This is a genomic window from Streptomyces sp. NPDC005784 (assembly GCF_042871525.1).
In the GTDB taxonomy this organism is placed as follows: domain Bacteria; phylum Actinomycetota; class Actinomycetes; order Streptomycetales; family Streptomycetaceae; genus Streptomyces.
Window position 1 is genome coordinate 138472 of the sequence record NZ_JBIAIQ010000013.1, and the last position, 14731, is coordinate 153202.

Here is a 14731-nt window from a genome sequence, read left to right on the forward strand (position 1 = left end):
CGGGATCGGCTGTGCTGTTCTGGTTGGCCGGCGTGGCCGGGTTGGCGGGATGGGCCGGGCTGTCCGGGTCGGCGGGACCGGCCAGGTGGTCCGGGGTGGCCGGATCGGCGGGACCGACGGGACCGGCCGGGCTGTGCGGGGTGTCCGGGTCGGCGGGAGCGGCCGGGCTGTCGGGGGTGGCCGGGGCGGTCGGGGCGGTCGGATCGGCGGGATGGGCCGGGGTGGTCAGGTCGGCAGGGCCGGCGAGACCGGCAGGACCGGCGGGACCGGCAGGACTGTCGGGGGTGGCCGGGGTGGCGGGATCGGCCGGGCTGTGCGGGGTGGCCAGGTCGGCGGGAGCGCCCGGGGTGGCCAGGTCGGCGGGGGCGACCGGGGTGGCCGGGCCGGGGGCTCCGGGGGTGCCCGGTGTGCCGGGAGTGGGTGTGGCGGCACGGTCCGGGGTGGCGGGGCTGGTCACCCCTTCATTGTCGGACACCTGTCCGGGGACGGCCGGACGCGGGGGGCCGCGAGGCCGGCCGTCCCCGCCGGCCTCGCCGCCTCAGCTCACTTCAGCAGCTCGCGCACGCGCCCCCGCAGGAAGCTCATCGTGAATCCTCGCGGGTCCACCTTTCCCGGCTGCCACTCCAGGTGGCCGATGACCGAGCGCTCCGTCCAGCCGTGGAAACGGCAGATCGCGGCGGAAACCCTGGCGATGGCGTTCAGCTGCGCCTCGGGCCACGGGTCCTTGCCGTCGCCGAGGTTCTCGCACTCGAAGCCGTAGAAGTGGCGGTTGCCGTCGGTGTTCGCCTCGTTGTCGTGCGGCAGCGCCTTCTCGGCGATCACCGCGCGCAGTACGTCGTCGTCGCCGAGGCCCGCGTGGTTGGCCCGGCCGTAGCCGACCATGTGGAGGACGCCGTCCTTGGTGATGACACCGTGGCACAGCGGTCCGGGCAGGTCTTCGCGGCCCTCGCGGCAGAGTCCGACCGTGAGCTCGGTGCCCGAGGTCACCGTGTGGTGGATCATCACCCCGTGCACCGGGCCCCAGGGGCCCTTGTGATTGCGGTTGTGATGCTCCCAGTCGCCGACCTCGACGACATGGACGCCTTCCTCCCTGATCCGGTCCAGGAAACTGCCCGCGGACATGGGCGATGCCATGGCCGACTCCTTCGCGCTGTACGTCGGTCACCTGTCGTGGCCGTCTCGTACCGCAGCTTCTATAGCCGGCCGGACTGCCGGACCCACTCGTTCGCACAGCGTGCGAGCCGATCCGGACAGACGCGGAGTAAGCGGTCGTAATCGGTCGAGACCGGTCAGGATCGGAGGAAGGCGTCTCCGTGGGCGGCGATGTGGGTCTCCAGTGCCTGAAGGGCCTGCCGGGTCGCCTCGGGGGAGCCGCTGCCCCGCCGCTCCGCGTAGTAGGCGGAGCCGAGTCGCTTCAGGAGGTCACCGCCCGCGCGCTGCGCCTGCACGTCGTCCAGCTTCTGCTTGCCCTGCGTGAGTCCGCGCTGCGCCTGCTCTTTCGCGCGGTCCATGAAGCCTGCCACTGCTGTCTCCCGTCGTTGTCCGTCGTTGTCCGTCGGGGGAGCGAACGGACGGCCGGATCTTGGAGTTCCCCTGGCCGGCGGGCGGGGCGGCCCCGCGAATCACCCCCTCTGCCCAGGTCCGGAGTGATCCATTCCCCCTCATTCGTGTAATAGCACCAGCACGCTCCGTGATGGAAGGCTTGCTCCCGAAGATCAGTGCACGACCGGGAGGGCAATTTTCATGTCGGTAGGCGAAGAGGTCCGCGCGGAGCAGGGCCGTCCGCAGCAGAGTCTCGGCACATCCGCCGCGCGGAACCTGGCCACCACCACCAAGTCCGCGCCACAGATGCAGGAGATCAGCTCGCGGTGGCTGCTGCGCATGCTTCCGTGGGTGAACGTGCAGGGTGGCACGTACCGCGTGAACCGGCGGCTCAGCTACTCCGTGGGCGACGGCCGCGTGACGTTCGTCAAGACGGGGGACCGTGTCCAGGTCATCCCCGCCGAGCTCGGGGAACTGTCCGTGCTGCGGTCGTACGAGGACCAGGAGGTGCTGGACGAGCTCGCCCAGCGGTGCCAGCAGCGGGAGTTCGCCCCGGGGGAGGTGCTGGCCTCGTTCGGCAGCCGGGCCGAAGAGGTGTTCCTGCTGGCGCACGGCAAGGTCGAGAAGATCGGCACCGGTCCCTACGGGGACGACGCGGTGCTCGGTGTCCTCGCCGACGGCGCGTACTTCGGGGAGCAGGCGCTCATCGACCCGGAGGCCATCTGGGAGTACACGGCGCGCGCGGTGACGGCGGTCACCGTGCTCGCGCTGCCCCGCCAGGACCTCGAACAGGTGGCGGAGCGCGCCGAGTCCCTGAGCGCCCATCTCCAGGAGCTGCGCGCGATTCCGTCGCAGCGCACCAACAAGTACGGCGAGAAGGAGATCGACCTCGCGGCCGGCCACACCGGGGAACAGGACATCCCGGGCACCTTCGTGGACTACGAGGCGACCCCACGCGAGTACGAACTGAGCATCGCCCAGACGGTCCTGCGCCTGCACACGCGCGTGGCCGACCTCTACAACCAGCCGATGAACCAGACCGAGCAGCAGTTGCGGCTCACCGTGGAGGCGTTGAAGGAGCGCCAGGAGCACGAGCTCATCAACAACCGCGAGTTCGGCATGCTCAACAACTGCGAGTACGACCAGCGGCTCCAGCCGCACGACGGCGTACCGAGCCCGGACGACATGGACGAGCTGCTCAGCCGCCGGCGCGGCACCAAGCTGTTCCTCGCCCACCCGCGCGCGATCTCCGCGTTCGGCCGCGAGCTGAACAAACGCGGACTCGTCCCCGAGAGCATCGAGATGGCCGGCAACCGCATCCCGACCTGGCGCGGGGTGCCGATCTTCCCGTGCAACAAGATCCCGGTCAGCGACGCCCGTACGACCTCGATCATCGCCATGCGCACCGGCGAGGCCGAGCAAGGGGTGGTCGGGCTCCAGCAGGCGGGCATCCCGGACGAGATCGAGCCGAGCCTGTCGGTGCGCTTCATGGGCATCAACGAACAGGCGATCATCTCCTACCTGGTGACGGCGTACTACTCGGCCGCGGTGCTCGTGCCGGACGCCCTCGGCATCCTGGAGAACGTCGAGATCGGCCGCTGGCGGTGACGATCCGCGAAGCGGAGCCCGTCGTGGTCCCGCCCCTCGGGGCGGGGCCACGACGGGGGTGCGCGCCCGGCGGCCGTTCAGGCGCCGATGTCAGCCGGCTCTCCCCCGCGATCGCGCGGGTGACCGCATGACGACGGAGACACAGCAGGGTCCGGCCGGAATTCCCGACAGGCGGCGCCCGGCCGGGACTCCCGACCGGCGAAGTCCCGGCGGGAGGCCCGTGCAACGACGGGGCGCGCCGAATCCGCCCGACGCGCAGGAGGCCGCGGTCATCCTGGAGCGGGCGAGGGCGTCCGTCGACCCCGAGCTGCGCCGGGCCGTCGACTCGCTGCCGGGCTCGATGCGCCGGATCGCGCTGTACCACTTCGGCTGGGAGCAGGCGGACGGCACCCCGGCGGCGGGGAACGCCGGGAAGGCCATCCGGCCCGCGCTGGTGCTGACCGCGGTCCAGGCGCTCGGCGGACAGCACGCGACGGCCGTACGGGCGGCCGCCGCGGTGGAGTTGATCCACAACTTCACCCTGCTGCACGACGACGTGATGGACCGGGACGCCACCCGCAGACACCGCCCCACCGCGTGGACCGTGTTCGGCGACGCCGACGCGATCCTCGCCGGGGACGCCCTGCAGGCACTGGCCATGCGGCTGCTCGCCGAGGACCCGCACCGGGCGTCCTCGGCGGCCGCCGCGCGGCTCGCGGGCTGCGTCGTCGAACTGTGCGCCGGACAGCACACGGACACGGCCATGGAGAAGCTCGGCCCGGACGAGGTCACCCTCGACGAGTGCCTCGCCATGGCCGAGGCGAAGACGGGCGCCCTGCTCGGCAGCGCCTGCGCCATCGGGGGGCTGTACGCGGGGGCGGCCACCGAGGACGTCGAGGCGCTCGACACCTTCGGCCGGGAGGCGGGGCTCGCCTTCCAGCTGATCGACGATGTGATCGGGATCTGGGGGGACCCGGGCCGCACCGGCAAACCGGCCGGGGCGGACCTCGCCGCCCGCAAGAAGTCGCTGCCCGTGGTGGCCGCGCTCACCTCGGACACCCCGGCGGCCGTGGAGCTGGCCGAGTTGTACGCGGCGCCGTACCGGGAAGGGGAGTTGGAGCGTACGGCGCTGGCGGTCGAGCGGGCGGGCGGGCGCGACTGGGCACAGGCCCAGGCGGCCGACCGGATGTCCCGGGCGATGCACGAACTGTCCCGCGCGGTACCCGACCCCGAGGCGGCGGGCGGTCTTCTCGCACTGGCCGAGTTCGTCACCCGGCGCAGCAACTGACCGGCCCCGTCGGCCGGTCGACGACACCGGAACCCGGGCACCGTACGGCACCTGACATCCGTACGGTGCCCGGCTCCGGAGGGTGGGTCCCGCGCATCCCCACGGTGTGCGGGGCCCGCGCCCTTGCCCTTGCCCGTGCCCTTGCGGAGCCCCTTGGACACCCCGGGGGCGGTGTGTCGGCTCGCGACCGAATAGGCTCAACCGCCGTACGGTAAAGGCTGGTTGGGGCGAAGGGCGGGGCTGGTCATGGGTGTGGCGATCCGGGTGGCGGGCGAGGCGGACCGGGAACTGGTCGTCCGACTGCTGGACGAGGCGTTCCAGGACGATCCGGTGAGCAACTGGGTCTTCCCGGCCCCGGCGCACCGCCGCGCCACGCACCCCAAGCTGATGGCGGCGTTCGCCGATGCAGTGCTCGCCGAGGGGCGTATCGACCTCGCCGAGGACGGTTCGGCGTGCGCCCTGTGGCTGTCCGTCCCCGCCGGGAACCACGACGGCGAGGGCGATGGCGAGGACGAGGACGCTCCCGCGCAACTTCGTGCCGCTGTCGATCCGGACAACGAGCGGGTCGAGCTGATCGGTCGGCTGACGGCGGACATCCACCCCGAGGGACGCGCCCACGCGTATCTGTGGATGATCGGGGTGGCGCCGGAGCGCCAGGGCGAGGGGCTCGGCCGCGCGCTGATCGAGTCGGTCCTCGACCGCTGCGACCGCGAGGGCCTGGCCGCCTATCTGGAGGCGAGCAACGCCCGCAGCCGCGCACTCTACGAAAGGCTCGGCTTCGTGCTCACGGGCCGTCCCCTCGACCTGCCGGACGGCCCGCGGATGTGGCCGATGTGGCGCGAGCCGCGACCGGGGCGACAGACCGGGGCCGGGGCCGGGGACTAGACCGGGATCCGGGCCCCGACCCGCCCCGACCCGCCCCGACCCGGGCCCGACCCGACCCCGCCCCGACCCGGGCCCGACCCGGCCCCGCCCCGCCCCGACCCGGGCCCGACCCGGCCCCGCCCCGACCCGGGCCCGCCCCGACCCGGGCCCGCCCCGACCCGGGCCCGCCCCGACCCGGGCCCGCCCCGACCCGGGCCCGCCCCGACCCGGGCCCGACCCGACCCGGGCCCGACCCGGCCCCGACCCCGGGCCTGATCGGGGACGTACAACAGGAAGCGCTGGGTTCGCCGCCCTACCCTGAAGGCATGGGCACCGATGAGCATGTATGTCCCGAATGCGGGCAACCGGTCGCCACGATGGTGCACCGGTACAAGACGCTGGGCGCCTGGGTGCCCAAATGGGGCCCCGGACCCTGCCGGAACCCGGAGTGCGCGGCGTACGCCGATGGGCCCGGACACGTACACGGACACCTGCAGGGGCAGGGGCAGGGACAGGGTGAGGGGCAGGGGCAAGATCTGCCGGAGGAGCCCGCCGCGGAGAAATCCTGACGCACCGGACGCCGCCGGGTGGAGACGTGTAGAGAAACGCGGGCCGGCTCCGACGTCCCCTGTGAGAGCCGCCCACCACGGGTGGTCCGAGCCGAGGAAGCCGAAGGAGCGGACTCATGAAGTACCTGGTGATGGTGCAGGGCACACAGGCCGACTACGAGGGCATGCGGGGCAAGGCGTCCGCACAGGCGCCGGCCTGGAACGAGCAGGAACTGCAGGCCATGTACGCCTACATGGGCGCGATCAGCGACGACCTCTCCGAATCCGGTGAGCTGGTCGACGCCCAGGGGCTGACCGACCCCGCGCAGACCCGCCTGGTGAGCAGGGGCCCCGACGGCAAGGCCGTGATCACCGACGGCCCGTACAGCGAGACCAAGGAGCTGATGGCCGGCTACTGGGTGGTCGACTGCGCGAGCCTGGAGCGGGTCACCGAGATCGCCGAGCGGGTCACCCGCTGCCCGGGTCCCGAGGGTCTCACCGAGCACCCGGTGGTCGTCCGGCGCATCCAGGACGGTGCCGGGGACCTCTGAGCGGGATGAGAGGCACGACCGAGGTCGAGGACCTGCTGCGCCGCCATGCGCCGCAGGTCCTCGGCGCGCTCGTGCGCCGCTACGGGCATTTCGACGCGGCCGAGGACGCCACGCAGGAGGCGCTGCTCGCGGCCGCGGCGCAGTGGCCCGCGAAAGGGGTGCCGGACAACCCGCGCGGATGGCTGATCAAGGTCGCCTCGCGGCGGCTCGTCGACGCGCTGCGCGCGGAGGAGGCGCGGCGGCTGCGGGAGGAGAAGGTGGCGGCGCTGACGCCGCGGGACGCCTTCACGGCGCCGCCGCCGGGCGCGGACCGCGCCCCGTCGGAGGACGACACGCTCTCCCTCCTGTTCCTGTGCTGCCATCCCGATCTGAGCCCGGCCGCGCAGATCGCGCTCACCCTGCGCGCGGTGGGCGGTCTGACCACGGCGGAGATCGCGCGGGCGTATCTGGTGCCCGAGGCGACCATGGCGCAGCGCATCAGCCGGGCCAAGCAGCGGGTGCGAGGCGTCGGTTTCGGCCGCCCCGACCACTGGGAGGAACGGCTCCCCGCCGTCCTGCACACCCTCTACCTGATCTTCAACGAGGGCTATACGGCGACCTCCGGCACGGCACTCCAGCGGGCCGAACTCGCCCATGAGGCAATCCGGTTGACGCGCACGGTCCAGCAACTGCTGCCCGAGGACGGTGAAGTGACCGGCCTGCTCGCGCTGATGCTGCTGACCGACGCCCGGCGCGCCGCGCGGACCGGGCCGCACGGGGAGCTCGTTCCCCTCGACGAGCAGGACCGCACCCGCTGGGACAGGGCGGCGATCGAGGAGGGCGTGGCCCTGGTGACCAGGGCGCTGGCGCGGGGGCCGGCAGGCCCCTACGGGCTCCGGGCCGCGATCGCCGCCGTCCACGACGAGGCACCCTCGGCCCAGGCCACGGACTGGACCGAGATCCTCGGCCTGTACGACGTCCTCGTCCGCCGGGTCCCCGGCCCCGTCGAACGCCTCAACCGCGCGGTCGCCGTGGCCATGGTGCACGGGCCGAGCGCCGCCCTCGCCGAACTCGACCGGCTGGAGGGCGAGTCGGCCGCCGGACACCGGCTGGACGCGGTCCGCGGTCACCTGCTGGAGCGCGCGGGTGACCCGGCCGGAGCCCGCGGCGCCTACGAGTCGGCGGCGGCCAAGACCCTGAGCCTCCCCGAACGGCGCTATTTGGAGGCGCGGGCGGCCCGGCTGAGGTCGTAGCGTTGTCCGCATGTCCGAACCTCTGTTGCACCTGACCGAGCGCCCCTTGTGGGACGCGGCCCGCGCGTCCGGCGTCTTCGAGACGTCCACCCGCGGCCGGACCCTTCAGGAGGAGGGCTTCATCCACTGCTCGCTGCGCCGCCAACTCCCCGCCGTGGCGGCCACGGTGTACGGCTCGTACGCCGGACCCGACGAACTCGTGGTCCTCGTCGTCGACGCCGAACGCCTCGAGGTGCCCGTCCGCTTCGAGGCGATGGAGTCCGGCGGCGAGGAGTTCCCGCACATCTACGGGCCGATCCCGGTGGAGGCCGTCGTGGACGTGGAGGTCTGGGACCAGGGCGGGACGGCTTCGGCGTGAGGGCGGCGGGGGGACGGCGCCGGGTGTGGCGCTGGGCCGTGGCGGTGTGGGCGGTCGCCGTGGTCGGCGGCGGCATCCTCACCCTCTGGCTCCAGGCCTCGGCGGAGCCGCCACCCACCGGCTGGTACACCTCCGAGCAGGACGGCCGTGACGGCCGCGAGGCGCCGGCACCGCTGCTCTCAATCGAACCCTCGACGCTTCCCTGTCCGGGCAAGAGTGACGGCAAGCCCGTCCTCTGCCTGTACGCGACCGGCCCCTAGGGCCTGTCGGACAGGCCCTGGGGCAGGCTGCCCGTCGCCGGATCGCGGCCGGTCAGGCAGTAGGTGCCGCCGACGGGGTCCCGCATCACCGTCCAGCGCGCACCCCGGCCGACCGGCGTCGCCCCGAGGGCTTCGTGGTGGGCCCGGACCCCCTCGACGTCCGAGCAGGCGAGGTCCAGATGGGCGGAGGTGGGGCGGTCGGTGCCGAGGCGTTGCAGCAGGATGCGCAGCGGCAGCCCGGCAGGCGGCCTGACCAGGTGGAACTCCGGGAGCGCGCCGGGATGGGACTCCCACCCCGTGAGCTCGCTCCAGAAGGCGATCTCGGCGGCGTACACGCCAGGTGCCAGATCGATGCTCACCTGGTCGAGCCGGCTCGTCGTGCCGCCCGGCCCCTCGATCACCGGAGGCCGCGCGGACTCCCCTTGCCAGGGCACCGCGCAGAACAACTGCCCGCCGGGGGACCGCAGTACGGCCCACCCCTCGTGCTCCGCGACGACCTCGGCACCCAGCCGCAGCGCCCACTCCACCAGCGCCGGTACGTCCTCCACAGACAGGTCGAGATGCGCGCCGCCGGTGCCGTCCCCGACACCTTGCGCCTTCACGCACGCGTCCCCCGCACCGGGCCGCAGCGTTATGAACTCACCCTGGTCGCCGCGCGGTTCGGACACCTTTGTCCCGGTGACCGCGGTCCAGAAGGCGAGTGCCGGTCCGAGATCCCCCGCGGGCCGGTCGACGAAGACGTGGGTCCACCGGATGACCGGTCGCGCGGTCATCGGGACGCTCCCCGCCGCACGGTCGGTACGGCTCGTACCGGCTCCTGTCCGATCAGGGCGCGCAACGACGTCTTCATCCGCGCGACGAAGGCGTCCCGGACCTCGGGGGAGAGGACGTCCAGCGAGAGATACGGGTTGAGGTCCTCCAGCTCGACGAGGAGCAGCTCACCACCGGGGGCCCGGCAGGCGTCCACGCGCTGGATGCCGTACGTGATGTCGTTCCACTCGACGAACCGCTGCGCGAACTCCCGGTCCTCGTCCGTCGGTTCGTAGGGCTCCAGGGCCCACCGCCGCTCCGGGTCGGGCGCGTACAGGGCGTACTGGAGGGTGTCGTCGACGAAGTAGAACGACACCTCGTAGCGGAAGTCGACGCGCGGCTGGACGAGGATGTCGCCGAACGGCAGGCCGGCGAGTTCCTCGCGCGGCACGAACTCCAGGCCGATGGAGTCCGCGCCCTGCTTCGGCTTCACCGCATACATGTCGGCCTCGGGCAGCAGATCCAGGTCAGGTGCACGGTCGACGGTCGGGATGACCGGGAACCCGGCGGCGGTCAGCTCCAGCAGATACCCCTTGCCGGCCATGTCCCCCTTGCCCGACAGCTGGTTGTAGACCCGGACACCCTCCGCGAGCGCCCGCTCCCGGAACGCGTCGTACGCGGCCTGGTAGTGCAGGACCGGCCCGCTGTTGCGTACGACCACGGCGTCGAAGCCGGTCATCAGCGCGGCCGCGTCCAGCGGGTGGCACACGGCGATGTCGAACTCCTCGCGCAGCCGCGAGGTCAGGGCGATGTCCTCGTCGCAGTACCGCCGCCCCTTGGCCGGATAGGCCAGGTCGGTGACGAACAGGACGCGGGGGCGCTCGGACGGCACGGGTGACTCCCTCGAAGGCGTTCGGACGGTTCACTCCGCGGGCGGACAGGACCATGCCCACGGAACACACGGACGTAGTGTCCCTCCCACGTGATTCCGGCCGCCCGTCGCCCCCGGCCACCCGAGAACGACGGCCGACCCCCGCGCGTCCGGCGGAACGCCGAGCCGGCCGGGCGTCGCCCGGACCGGCCGACGCGGCGCCGAGCCGGCGGGCGTCGGTCCGGGACAGGTGGTTCTGCGCCGAGCGGGCGGGCGTCGGCCCGGTGAGCCGGTACCGCGCCCAGTCGGCGGGCGTCGGTCCGGTCGGGCGGTACTGCGCCGAGCCGGGGGCGTCGGTCGGGTCAGGTGGTGGCGCGTTCTTCCGCGAAGCGAAGGAGGTTGCCCGCCGGGTCGCGGAAGGCGCAGTCCCGCAGGCCGTAGGGCTGGTCCGCGGGCTCCTGGAGGACCTCGGCGCCCGAGGCGCGGACGCGCTCGAAGAGCTCGTCGCAGTCGGTCGTCGAGAAGATCACACCGCGCAGCATCCCCTTGGCCAGCAGTTCGGCCATGGCCTGCTTGTCCGCGGGAGACGCGTCCGGGTCCGCCGCCGGGGGTTCAAGGACGATCTCCACGTCCGGCTGGAGCGGCGAGCCGACGGTGACCCACCGCATGCCCTCGAACCCGACGTCACCCCGGACCTCCAGGCCCAGCACGCCACAGTAGAAGGCGAGCGCCTTGTCGTGGTCGTCGACTGAGATGAAGCACTGGAAGAGTTTCAGATCCATGCGTCCAACCTAGGGCTTGTCCGGCGGCTCAGGCGTCCGCCGCGTGTACCGGACGGCAGCCCCTAAAGACGCGTGCCCGGTTCCGCCTCCGGGTTGCGGTGGCGGGCCGGCCGGGTCATGCGGCGGGCCACGCAGGACGGAATGGGGGCACCGTGGTCGTGCGGACGGGCCCGGTACGCGCTCGGGGTCTCGCCCACCAGCTCGGTGAACCGCGAGCTGAACGAACCGAGTGAGGTACAGCCCACCGCGAAGCACACCTCGGTCACCGTCAGGTCGCCGCGCCGCAGCAGCGCCTTCGCGCGCTCGATCCTGCGGGTCATCAGATAGGTGTACGGCGTCTCGCCGAACGCCTCCCTGAAGCTCCGCTGGAAGTGACCGGGCGACATCAGCGCGGTGCGCGCGAGCGTGGCCATGTCCCACGGCTCCGCGTACTCGCGGTTCATCCGGTCGCGTGCCTGCCGCAGCCGGACCAGGTCTTCGAGGGGTCTGGGATTTCCCACCTCCCCAGAATGGCACGCGCCACCGACAACAGGGCCCCGAACTCCCCGGCCACAAGGCTCGCCGCCCTCCGGGGGATCACTGTCCGGAGGACGGCGGCGGTCTTGCGTGCGCGGGGCTGTCCGTGCCGTCAGGCGGCGAGGACCTTGGCCTTGGCCTGCTCGAACTCCTCGGCCGTGAGGTGGCCGTGGCTCTTGAGGTCCGCGAGCTTCGCCAGCTCGTCGGCCTTGCCGCTGGTCCCGGCGGTCTCGCGGATGTAGGAGTTCATGTCCTCCTGGTTCCGCTGCATGCGCTTCATCTCGCGCTCACCCATTCCGCGGCCCCGTGCGATCAGGTACACGAAGATGCCCAGGAAGGGCACGATGACGACGAAGACGCACCAGCCCGCCTTGCCCCAGCCGCTCAGCTCGTCGTCGCGGAAGACGTCCCCGATGACGCGGAAGAGCAGCATGAACCAGAGGATCCAGAGGAAGAACCACATCATGCTCCAGAAGACCTGCAGCAGGGGGTAGTCCGCTGCCAGATTGAGCGTCGAGCCGTTCATGGTCGAACTCCTGTCGGTTGTGCGACATCTCCGCGAGCGTTGCCTTGGGTGTCGGGCGGATCGAACTGTCGCCGGGCGCCGGGTCGCGATCTCGGGGATTCCGCCCGGGCCCGGCCGGCGGGGGGTTGCGGCCGGTCAGGGGCCTGGCGGGTCGGTGCGCAGAGCGCGGTGGAGTGCCGGGCGGGGTTGCGGGGCCCGCCGGCGGACAGACGCTCGAAGGCGGGGGGGCGAGCAGGGCCCCCCGAACACACGGGGCGCGTCGGGACGACGTCGTCCGGTGTGATCGGTGTGATCGGTGCGACGTTCGCGGCGTCGTCCGGGGGCGGCAGCGGCTGCATCGACGGCGCGGGCCGCGGGGGTCCCGAGGGCCACGGCGACGCGAAGGACCGTTCGGGGTCCTTCGGGCCGTGACGGACGGGCCCGGGGCGCGGCACGCCCGGCACGGGCCGGATCTGCCGCTGGATGCAGGCCATGAGCGGTGCCCTCTCTGACGCGTGACGTCTTGCTTCGGCTCCAGAGTGCGGTCACCCCCCGCCCCGCCGGATCACCCTCCGCGGGTGAGCTCGCGGATGCGCTGCCACGGGCTTTTGAGCCAGGGGCCGGTCGGGTCCCCGGGCCCCTCGGTGACCCGTTCATCCGCTGTCCGGGTGCTCCTCCTGCAACTCGCGTTCCTCCGCGAGGGCGCCCCGCAGCCGGGAGAAACGGGCGCCGAGCTCTTCGTCCACCCAGGCCAGGCGTCTGGCGAGCGGCGCGTCGGCGCGGCCGTGGCCCGTCCCGCGCAGGTCCTCCAGGAGCGTCCGGAGGCGGATGAGCACCATCGGGGAGTTCCGGGCTGCCGGGACCACGTCGTCGAGAGCGGTCCGCAGGAAGTCCTCCCACCCCGGCAGCGGGACGACGACACGCAACGTGCCCGCACGGTCGGCGACCTCACGCGGCCGGGCCTTCGCCGGGACCGGCCGGCGCAGCAGATCTTCCATGGCGTCCAGCGCCTGCACCGCCGTGGCGGGGTCGTTGACCGCCGGGGACAGCGCCCTGAGCGCGATGTCGGCGAGCAACCGGAAGGCGAGTCCGGGGTCCTGGTCGAAGACCCGCTCGGCGCCGGTCTCCAGGCCGCGCAGGACGGCGGAGGCGGGCAGTTCGCCGTCGTACACCTCGGCGACGGTGGTGCCGTACTGCAAGGTGGTGCCGGGGGTCACCCGCAGTACGACGATCGCGTTCGCCTCCCGTGCCGCGCCCGCCAGCAGGCCCACGTCCACGCGCTGCAGCACGGCGCCGGGCTCCGGCCAGCTGACCGTCGACCGCGGCCCGCCCGGACCGAACCGGGCTCCCGGGGCTCCTGGGTTTCCCGGATCTCCCGGGCCGCTCGCGTAGAGGACGTCGAGGTTGTGCCGGCCCCGTTCGGAGATGGAACCGAGCACCGGGGCCAGCTGGATCGCGGCGACGGCCTGCAGCAGCAGGTTGCGCAGCAGCGTCAGCAGCAGGAGCAGCAGGACGCCCGCGCTGATCGGCAGGACAACCGAGGCCTCGTCCCGGTCGGCGATGGTCAGCGCCGCGGTGGCGCAGAAGACGGTCATCCCGACGGCGAAGGCGAACGTCCGCCACACGATCGGCGCGTCCCGGAACAGGGTGAGCCGCGGTGTGAAGGTGGTGGCCGCCCACTGCACCACCAGGAACAGCACGGAGAAGATGACGGTGGCCGCGCCGAGCACCCCGAAACCGGTCGCGAGCAGCATCTCGGACACCTGGCGGGAGGGCAGCACGGGTCCCTGGGTGAACTCCGGGACGAGGAGGCCGAGGCCCAGTCCGACGGCGATGAACACCAGTTGGAGGAGGCCCGCGCGCAACCGCCGCCGACGGCGCAACGCGGCGCGACCGGCGCGGAAGGAGATGCCCCGGCCGACCGCCGCGAGAGCGTTCATCGGGCATCCTCCGAGGCGGTCCCGGGGCCGGCGGAACGCGGACCCGCCCCTCAAGGTTCGCCGCCCGCGCGATCACCCGCATCACCCGCCGAAGGTGAGGACCCCACGCCGGGGGCACCGCCCGCTCACCCTTCTTCGGCCTTTTTCCGCGCCCGGAGGGCGGAGCGCCGGGGCATGGGTGGAAGGTGGAGGGGCGAGGGTGTGAGCGGGAGTGTTCCGAGCTGGGCGGATGTCGCCCGCACCGGGGGATGCCACATCGGTGCGCGGGACCGACGATGGCAGGGGATCGCAGCGGACCCCGCGCCCCGGCCCCGAGGAAGTGCTCGTATGCGCTACGAATTCCGCATCGCCGGCCTTGTTTCGGACACGCTCGCCTCGGCCTTCGCCGAACTCGACAGGGTACGTACGAAGGAACAGACCCTGTTCTTCGGCACCGTGATCGACGACGCCCATCTGTATGGACTGCTCACCCGGTTCCAGGCACTGGGCCTGCGTGTGATCGAGATGCGCCAACTGCCCGTGTGACCGAGATACGCCGACTGCCCCAGGAAAGCAGTACGCACCCGGACCGTCGGGACGCCGAGAGCGGCGGCCCGCGGACCGGGTGCGGACAAGCAGGCGATGCGACCCGCGAAACCGCAGGTCAAACGGCCTAGCCATAGATCAGGCCTTCTTGGTCTCCCAGAAGATCTTGTCGATCTGGGCGATGTAGTCCAGCGCCTTCTGGCCCGTCGCCGGGTCGGTGGACGCCTTCGCGGCCGAGAGGGCCTTGAGCGCGTCGTTGACCAGCTGGTGCAGCTCCGGGTACTTCTCGAAGTGCGGGGGCTTGAAGTAGTCGCTCCAGAGCACCGACACGTGGTGCTTGGCGAGCTCGGCGCGCTGCTCCTTGATGACGGTGGCGCGAGCCTGGAAGTGCGGGTCGTCGTTGCCGGCCATCTTGTCCTGGACGGCCTTCACCGACTCCGCCTCGATGCGGGCCTGGGCCGGGTCGTACACGCCGCAGGGCAGGTCGCAGTGCGCGCTGACCTTGACCTTGGGGGCAAACAGGCGGGAGAGCATTGAGCTGTCCTTCCTCGTGATCGTCTTCTCAGGTGGGACATTACTCCGTGGGAGAGGCGTTTTCGCGAGTGCCCCCAT

General features: G+C 72.5%; 17 protein-coding genes. 8 read left to right on the plus strand and 9 right to left on the minus strand.

What is annotated here, in order from left to right; genetic code table 11:
- Nucleotides 1–543 precede the first annotated feature (543 nt).
- Nucleotides 544–1134, minus strand: coding sequence for an N-acetylmuramoyl-L-alanine amidase (locus ACFYR3_RS22030; protein WP_355844617.1), 591 nt, complete (start codon nucleotides 1132–1134; stop codon nucleotides 544–546).
- A gap of 155 nt (nucleotides 1135–1289) precedes the next feature.
- Entirely contained in the window at nucleotides 1290–1523 is a 234-nt protein-coding gene (locus ACFYR3_RS22035; protein WP_355844614.1) for a hypothetical protein, read from the minus strand.
- A 220-nt stretch (nucleotides 1524–1743) separates the two neighbouring features.
- Here ACFYR3_RS22035 and ACFYR3_RS22040 point away from each other — a divergent pair, with 220 nt between their 5' ends.
- The 7 genes from ACFYR3_RS22040 (at nucleotide 1744) to ACFYR3_RS22070 (ending at nucleotide 8230) form a co-directional block, all read left to right on the plus strand.
- Nucleotides 1744–3150 (plus strand): family 2B encapsulin nanocompartment shell protein, encoded by a 1407-nt coding sequence (locus tag ACFYR3_RS22040; protein ID WP_355844611.1) that lies wholly within the window; start codon nucleotides 1744–1746, stop codon nucleotides 3148–3150.
- A 127-nt stretch (nucleotides 3151–3277) separates the two neighbouring features.
- Nucleotides 3278–4417, plus strand: coding sequence for a family 2 encapsulin nanocompartment cargo protein polyprenyl transferase (locus ACFYR3_RS22045; protein ID WP_355844608.1), 1140 nt, complete (start codon nucleotides 3278–3280; stop codon nucleotides 4415–4417).
- A 246-nt stretch (nucleotides 4418–4663) separates the two neighbouring features.
- Nucleotides 4664–5302 (plus strand): GNAT family N-acetyltransferase, encoded by a 639-nt coding sequence (locus ACFYR3_RS22050; RefSeq protein WP_355844605.1) that lies wholly within the window; start codon nucleotides 4664–4666, stop codon nucleotides 5300–5302.
- 664 nt (nucleotides 5303–5966) lie between these two features.
- Nucleotides 5967–6380 carry a YciI family protein gene (locus ACFYR3_RS22055; RefSeq protein WP_355844599.1) on the plus strand — a complete coding sequence of 138 codons (414 nt, stop codon included), beginning with the start codon at nucleotides 5967–5969 and terminating at the stop codon, nucleotides 6378–6380.
- 5 nt (nucleotides 6381–6385) lie between these two features.
- Nucleotides 6386–7612 carry an RNA polymerase sigma factor gene (locus ACFYR3_RS22060; RefSeq protein WP_389284431.1) on the plus strand — a complete coding sequence of 409 codons (1227 nt, stop codon included), beginning with the start codon at nucleotides 6386–6388 and terminating at the stop codon, nucleotides 7610–7612.
- A gap of 10 nt (nucleotides 7613–7622) precedes the next feature.
- The gene (locus ACFYR3_RS22065) at nucleotides 7623–7970 is read left to right on the plus strand and encodes a DUF952 domain-containing protein (RefSeq protein WP_355844593.1); all 348 of its coding nucleotides are present in this window, start codon (nucleotides 7623–7625) and stop codon (nucleotides 7968–7970) included.
- Nucleotides 7967–8230 (plus strand): hypothetical protein, encoded by a 264-nt coding sequence (locus tag ACFYR3_RS22070; RefSeq protein WP_355844590.1) that lies wholly within the window; start codon nucleotides 7967–7969, stop codon nucleotides 8228–8230. The genes ACFYR3_RS22065 and ACFYR3_RS22070 overlap by 4 nt, the downstream gene beginning before the upstream one ends.
- On the opposite strand, the gene ACFYR3_RS22075 is transcribed toward ACFYR3_RS22070, so the two are convergent.
- The 6 genes from ACFYR3_RS22075 to ACFYR3_RS22100 all read right to left on the minus strand — a co-directional run bounded on the left by ACFYR3_RS22075 (nucleotide 8227) and on the right by ACFYR3_RS22100 (nucleotide 13594).
- Nucleotides 8227–9003, minus strand: a complete 777-nt coding sequence (locus tag ACFYR3_RS22075; RefSeq protein WP_389284434.1) for a VOC family protein — start codon at nucleotides 9001–9003, stop codon at nucleotides 8227–8229. The genes ACFYR3_RS22070 and ACFYR3_RS22075 overlap by 4 nt on opposite strands.
- The gene (locus tag ACFYR3_RS22080) at nucleotides 9000–9872 is read right to left on the minus strand and encodes a hypothetical protein (protein WP_355844584.1); all 873 of its coding nucleotides are present in this window, start codon (nucleotides 9870–9872) and stop codon (nucleotides 9000–9002) included. The genes ACFYR3_RS22075 and ACFYR3_RS22080 overlap by 4 nt, the downstream gene beginning before the upstream one ends.
- Before the next feature lie 341 nt (nucleotides 9873–10213).
- The gene (locus ACFYR3_RS22085; protein ID WP_355844581.1) at nucleotides 10214–10633 is read right to left on the minus strand and encodes a VOC family protein; all 420 of its coding nucleotides are present in this window, start codon (nucleotides 10631–10633) and stop codon (nucleotides 10214–10216) included.
- 62 nt (nucleotides 10634–10695) lie between these two features.
- On the minus strand, nucleotides 10696–11076 hold the full coding sequence (locus ACFYR3_RS22090) for a helix-turn-helix transcriptional regulator (protein WP_355844739.1): 381 nt from the start codon (nucleotides 11074–11076) through the stop codon (nucleotides 10696–10698).
- Nucleotides 11077–11261: 185 nt separating this feature from the next.
- Nucleotides 11262–11675 carry a PLDc N-terminal domain-containing protein gene (locus ACFYR3_RS22095; RefSeq protein WP_355844578.1) on the minus strand — a complete coding sequence of 138 codons (414 nt, stop codon included), beginning with the start codon at nucleotides 11673–11675 and terminating at the stop codon, nucleotides 11262–11264.
- Nucleotides 11676–12307: 632 nt separating this feature from the next.
- The gene (locus ACFYR3_RS22100; protein ID WP_355844575.1) at nucleotides 12308–13594 is read right to left on the minus strand and encodes a DUF2254 family protein; all 1287 of its coding nucleotides are present in this window, start codon (nucleotides 13592–13594) and stop codon (nucleotides 12308–12310) included.
- Between the two features lie 327 nt (nucleotides 13595–13921).
- Here ACFYR3_RS22100 and ACFYR3_RS22105 point away from each other — a divergent pair, with 327 nt between their 5' ends.
- Nucleotides 13922–14119 carry a hypothetical protein gene (locus ACFYR3_RS22105; RefSeq protein ID WP_261707949.1) on the plus strand — a complete coding sequence of 66 codons (198 nt, stop codon included), beginning with the start codon at nucleotides 13922–13924 and terminating at the stop codon, nucleotides 14117–14119.
- 138 nt (nucleotides 14120–14257) lie between these two features.
- On the opposite strand, the gene sodN is transcribed toward ACFYR3_RS22105, so the two are convergent.
- The gene (sodN, locus tag ACFYR3_RS22110; RefSeq protein ID WP_261707948.1) at nucleotides 14258–14653 is read right to left on the minus strand and encodes a superoxide dismutase, Ni; all 396 of its coding nucleotides are present in this window, start codon (nucleotides 14651–14653) and stop codon (nucleotides 14258–14260) included.
- Nucleotides 14654–14731: the final 78 nt, after the last annotated feature.

Excerpts from the sequence above, each read along its gene's own strand:
- ACFYR3_RS22030 (WP_355844617.1), bottom strand. The coding sequence starts at position 1,134 with ATGGCATCGCCCATGTCCGCGGGCAGTTTCCTGGACCGGATCAGGGAG.
- ACFYR3_RS22040 (WP_355844611.1), top strand. The coding sequence starts at position 1,744 with ATGTCGGTAGGCGAAGAGGTCCGCGCGGAGCAGGGCCGTCCGCAGCAG.
- ACFYR3_RS22045 (WP_355844608.1), top strand. The coding sequence starts at position 3,278 with ATGACGACGGAGACACAGCAGGGTCCGGCCGGAATTCCCGACAGGCGG.
- ACFYR3_RS22050 (WP_355844605.1), top strand. The coding sequence starts at position 4,664 with ATGGGTGTGGCGATCCGGGTGGCGGGCGAGGCGGACCGGGAACTGGTC.
- ACFYR3_RS22055 (WP_355844599.1), top strand. The coding sequence starts at position 5,967 with ATGAAGTACCTGGTGATGGTGCAGGGCACACAGGCCGACTACGAGGGC.
- ACFYR3_RS22060 (WP_389284431.1), top strand. The coding sequence starts at position 6,386 with ATGAGAGGCACGACCGAGGTCGAGGACCTGCTGCGCCGCCATGCGCCG.
- ACFYR3_RS22065 (WP_355844593.1), top strand. The coding sequence starts at position 7,623 with ATGTCCGAACCTCTGTTGCACCTGACCGAGCGCCCCTTGTGGGACGCG.
- ACFYR3_RS22075 (WP_389284434.1), bottom strand. The coding sequence starts at position 9,003 with ATGACCGCGCGACCGGTCATCCGGTGGACCCACGTCTTCGTCGACCGG.
- ACFYR3_RS22085 (WP_355844581.1), bottom strand. The coding sequence starts at position 10,633 with ATGGATCTGAAACTCTTCCAGTGCTTCATCTCAGTCGACGACCACGAC.
- ACFYR3_RS22090 (WP_355844739.1), bottom strand. The coding sequence starts at position 11,076 with ATGAACCGCGAGTACGCGGAGCCGTGGGACATGGCCACGCTCGCGCGC.
- ACFYR3_RS22095 (WP_355844578.1), bottom strand. The coding sequence starts at position 11,675 with ATGAACGGCTCGACGCTCAATCTGGCAGCGGACTACCCCCTGCTGCAG.
- ACFYR3_RS22100 (WP_355844575.1), bottom strand. The coding sequence starts at position 13,594 with ATGAACGCTCTCGCGGCGGTCGGCCGGGGCATCTCCTTCCGCGCCGGT.
- ACFYR3_RS22105 (WP_261707949.1), top strand. The coding sequence starts at position 13,922 with ATGCGCTACGAATTCCGCATCGCCGGCCTTGTTTCGGACACGCTCGCC.
- sodN (WP_261707948.1), bottom strand. The coding sequence starts at position 14,653 with ATGCTCTCCCGCCTGTTTGCCCCCAAGGTCAAGGTCAGCGCGCACTGC.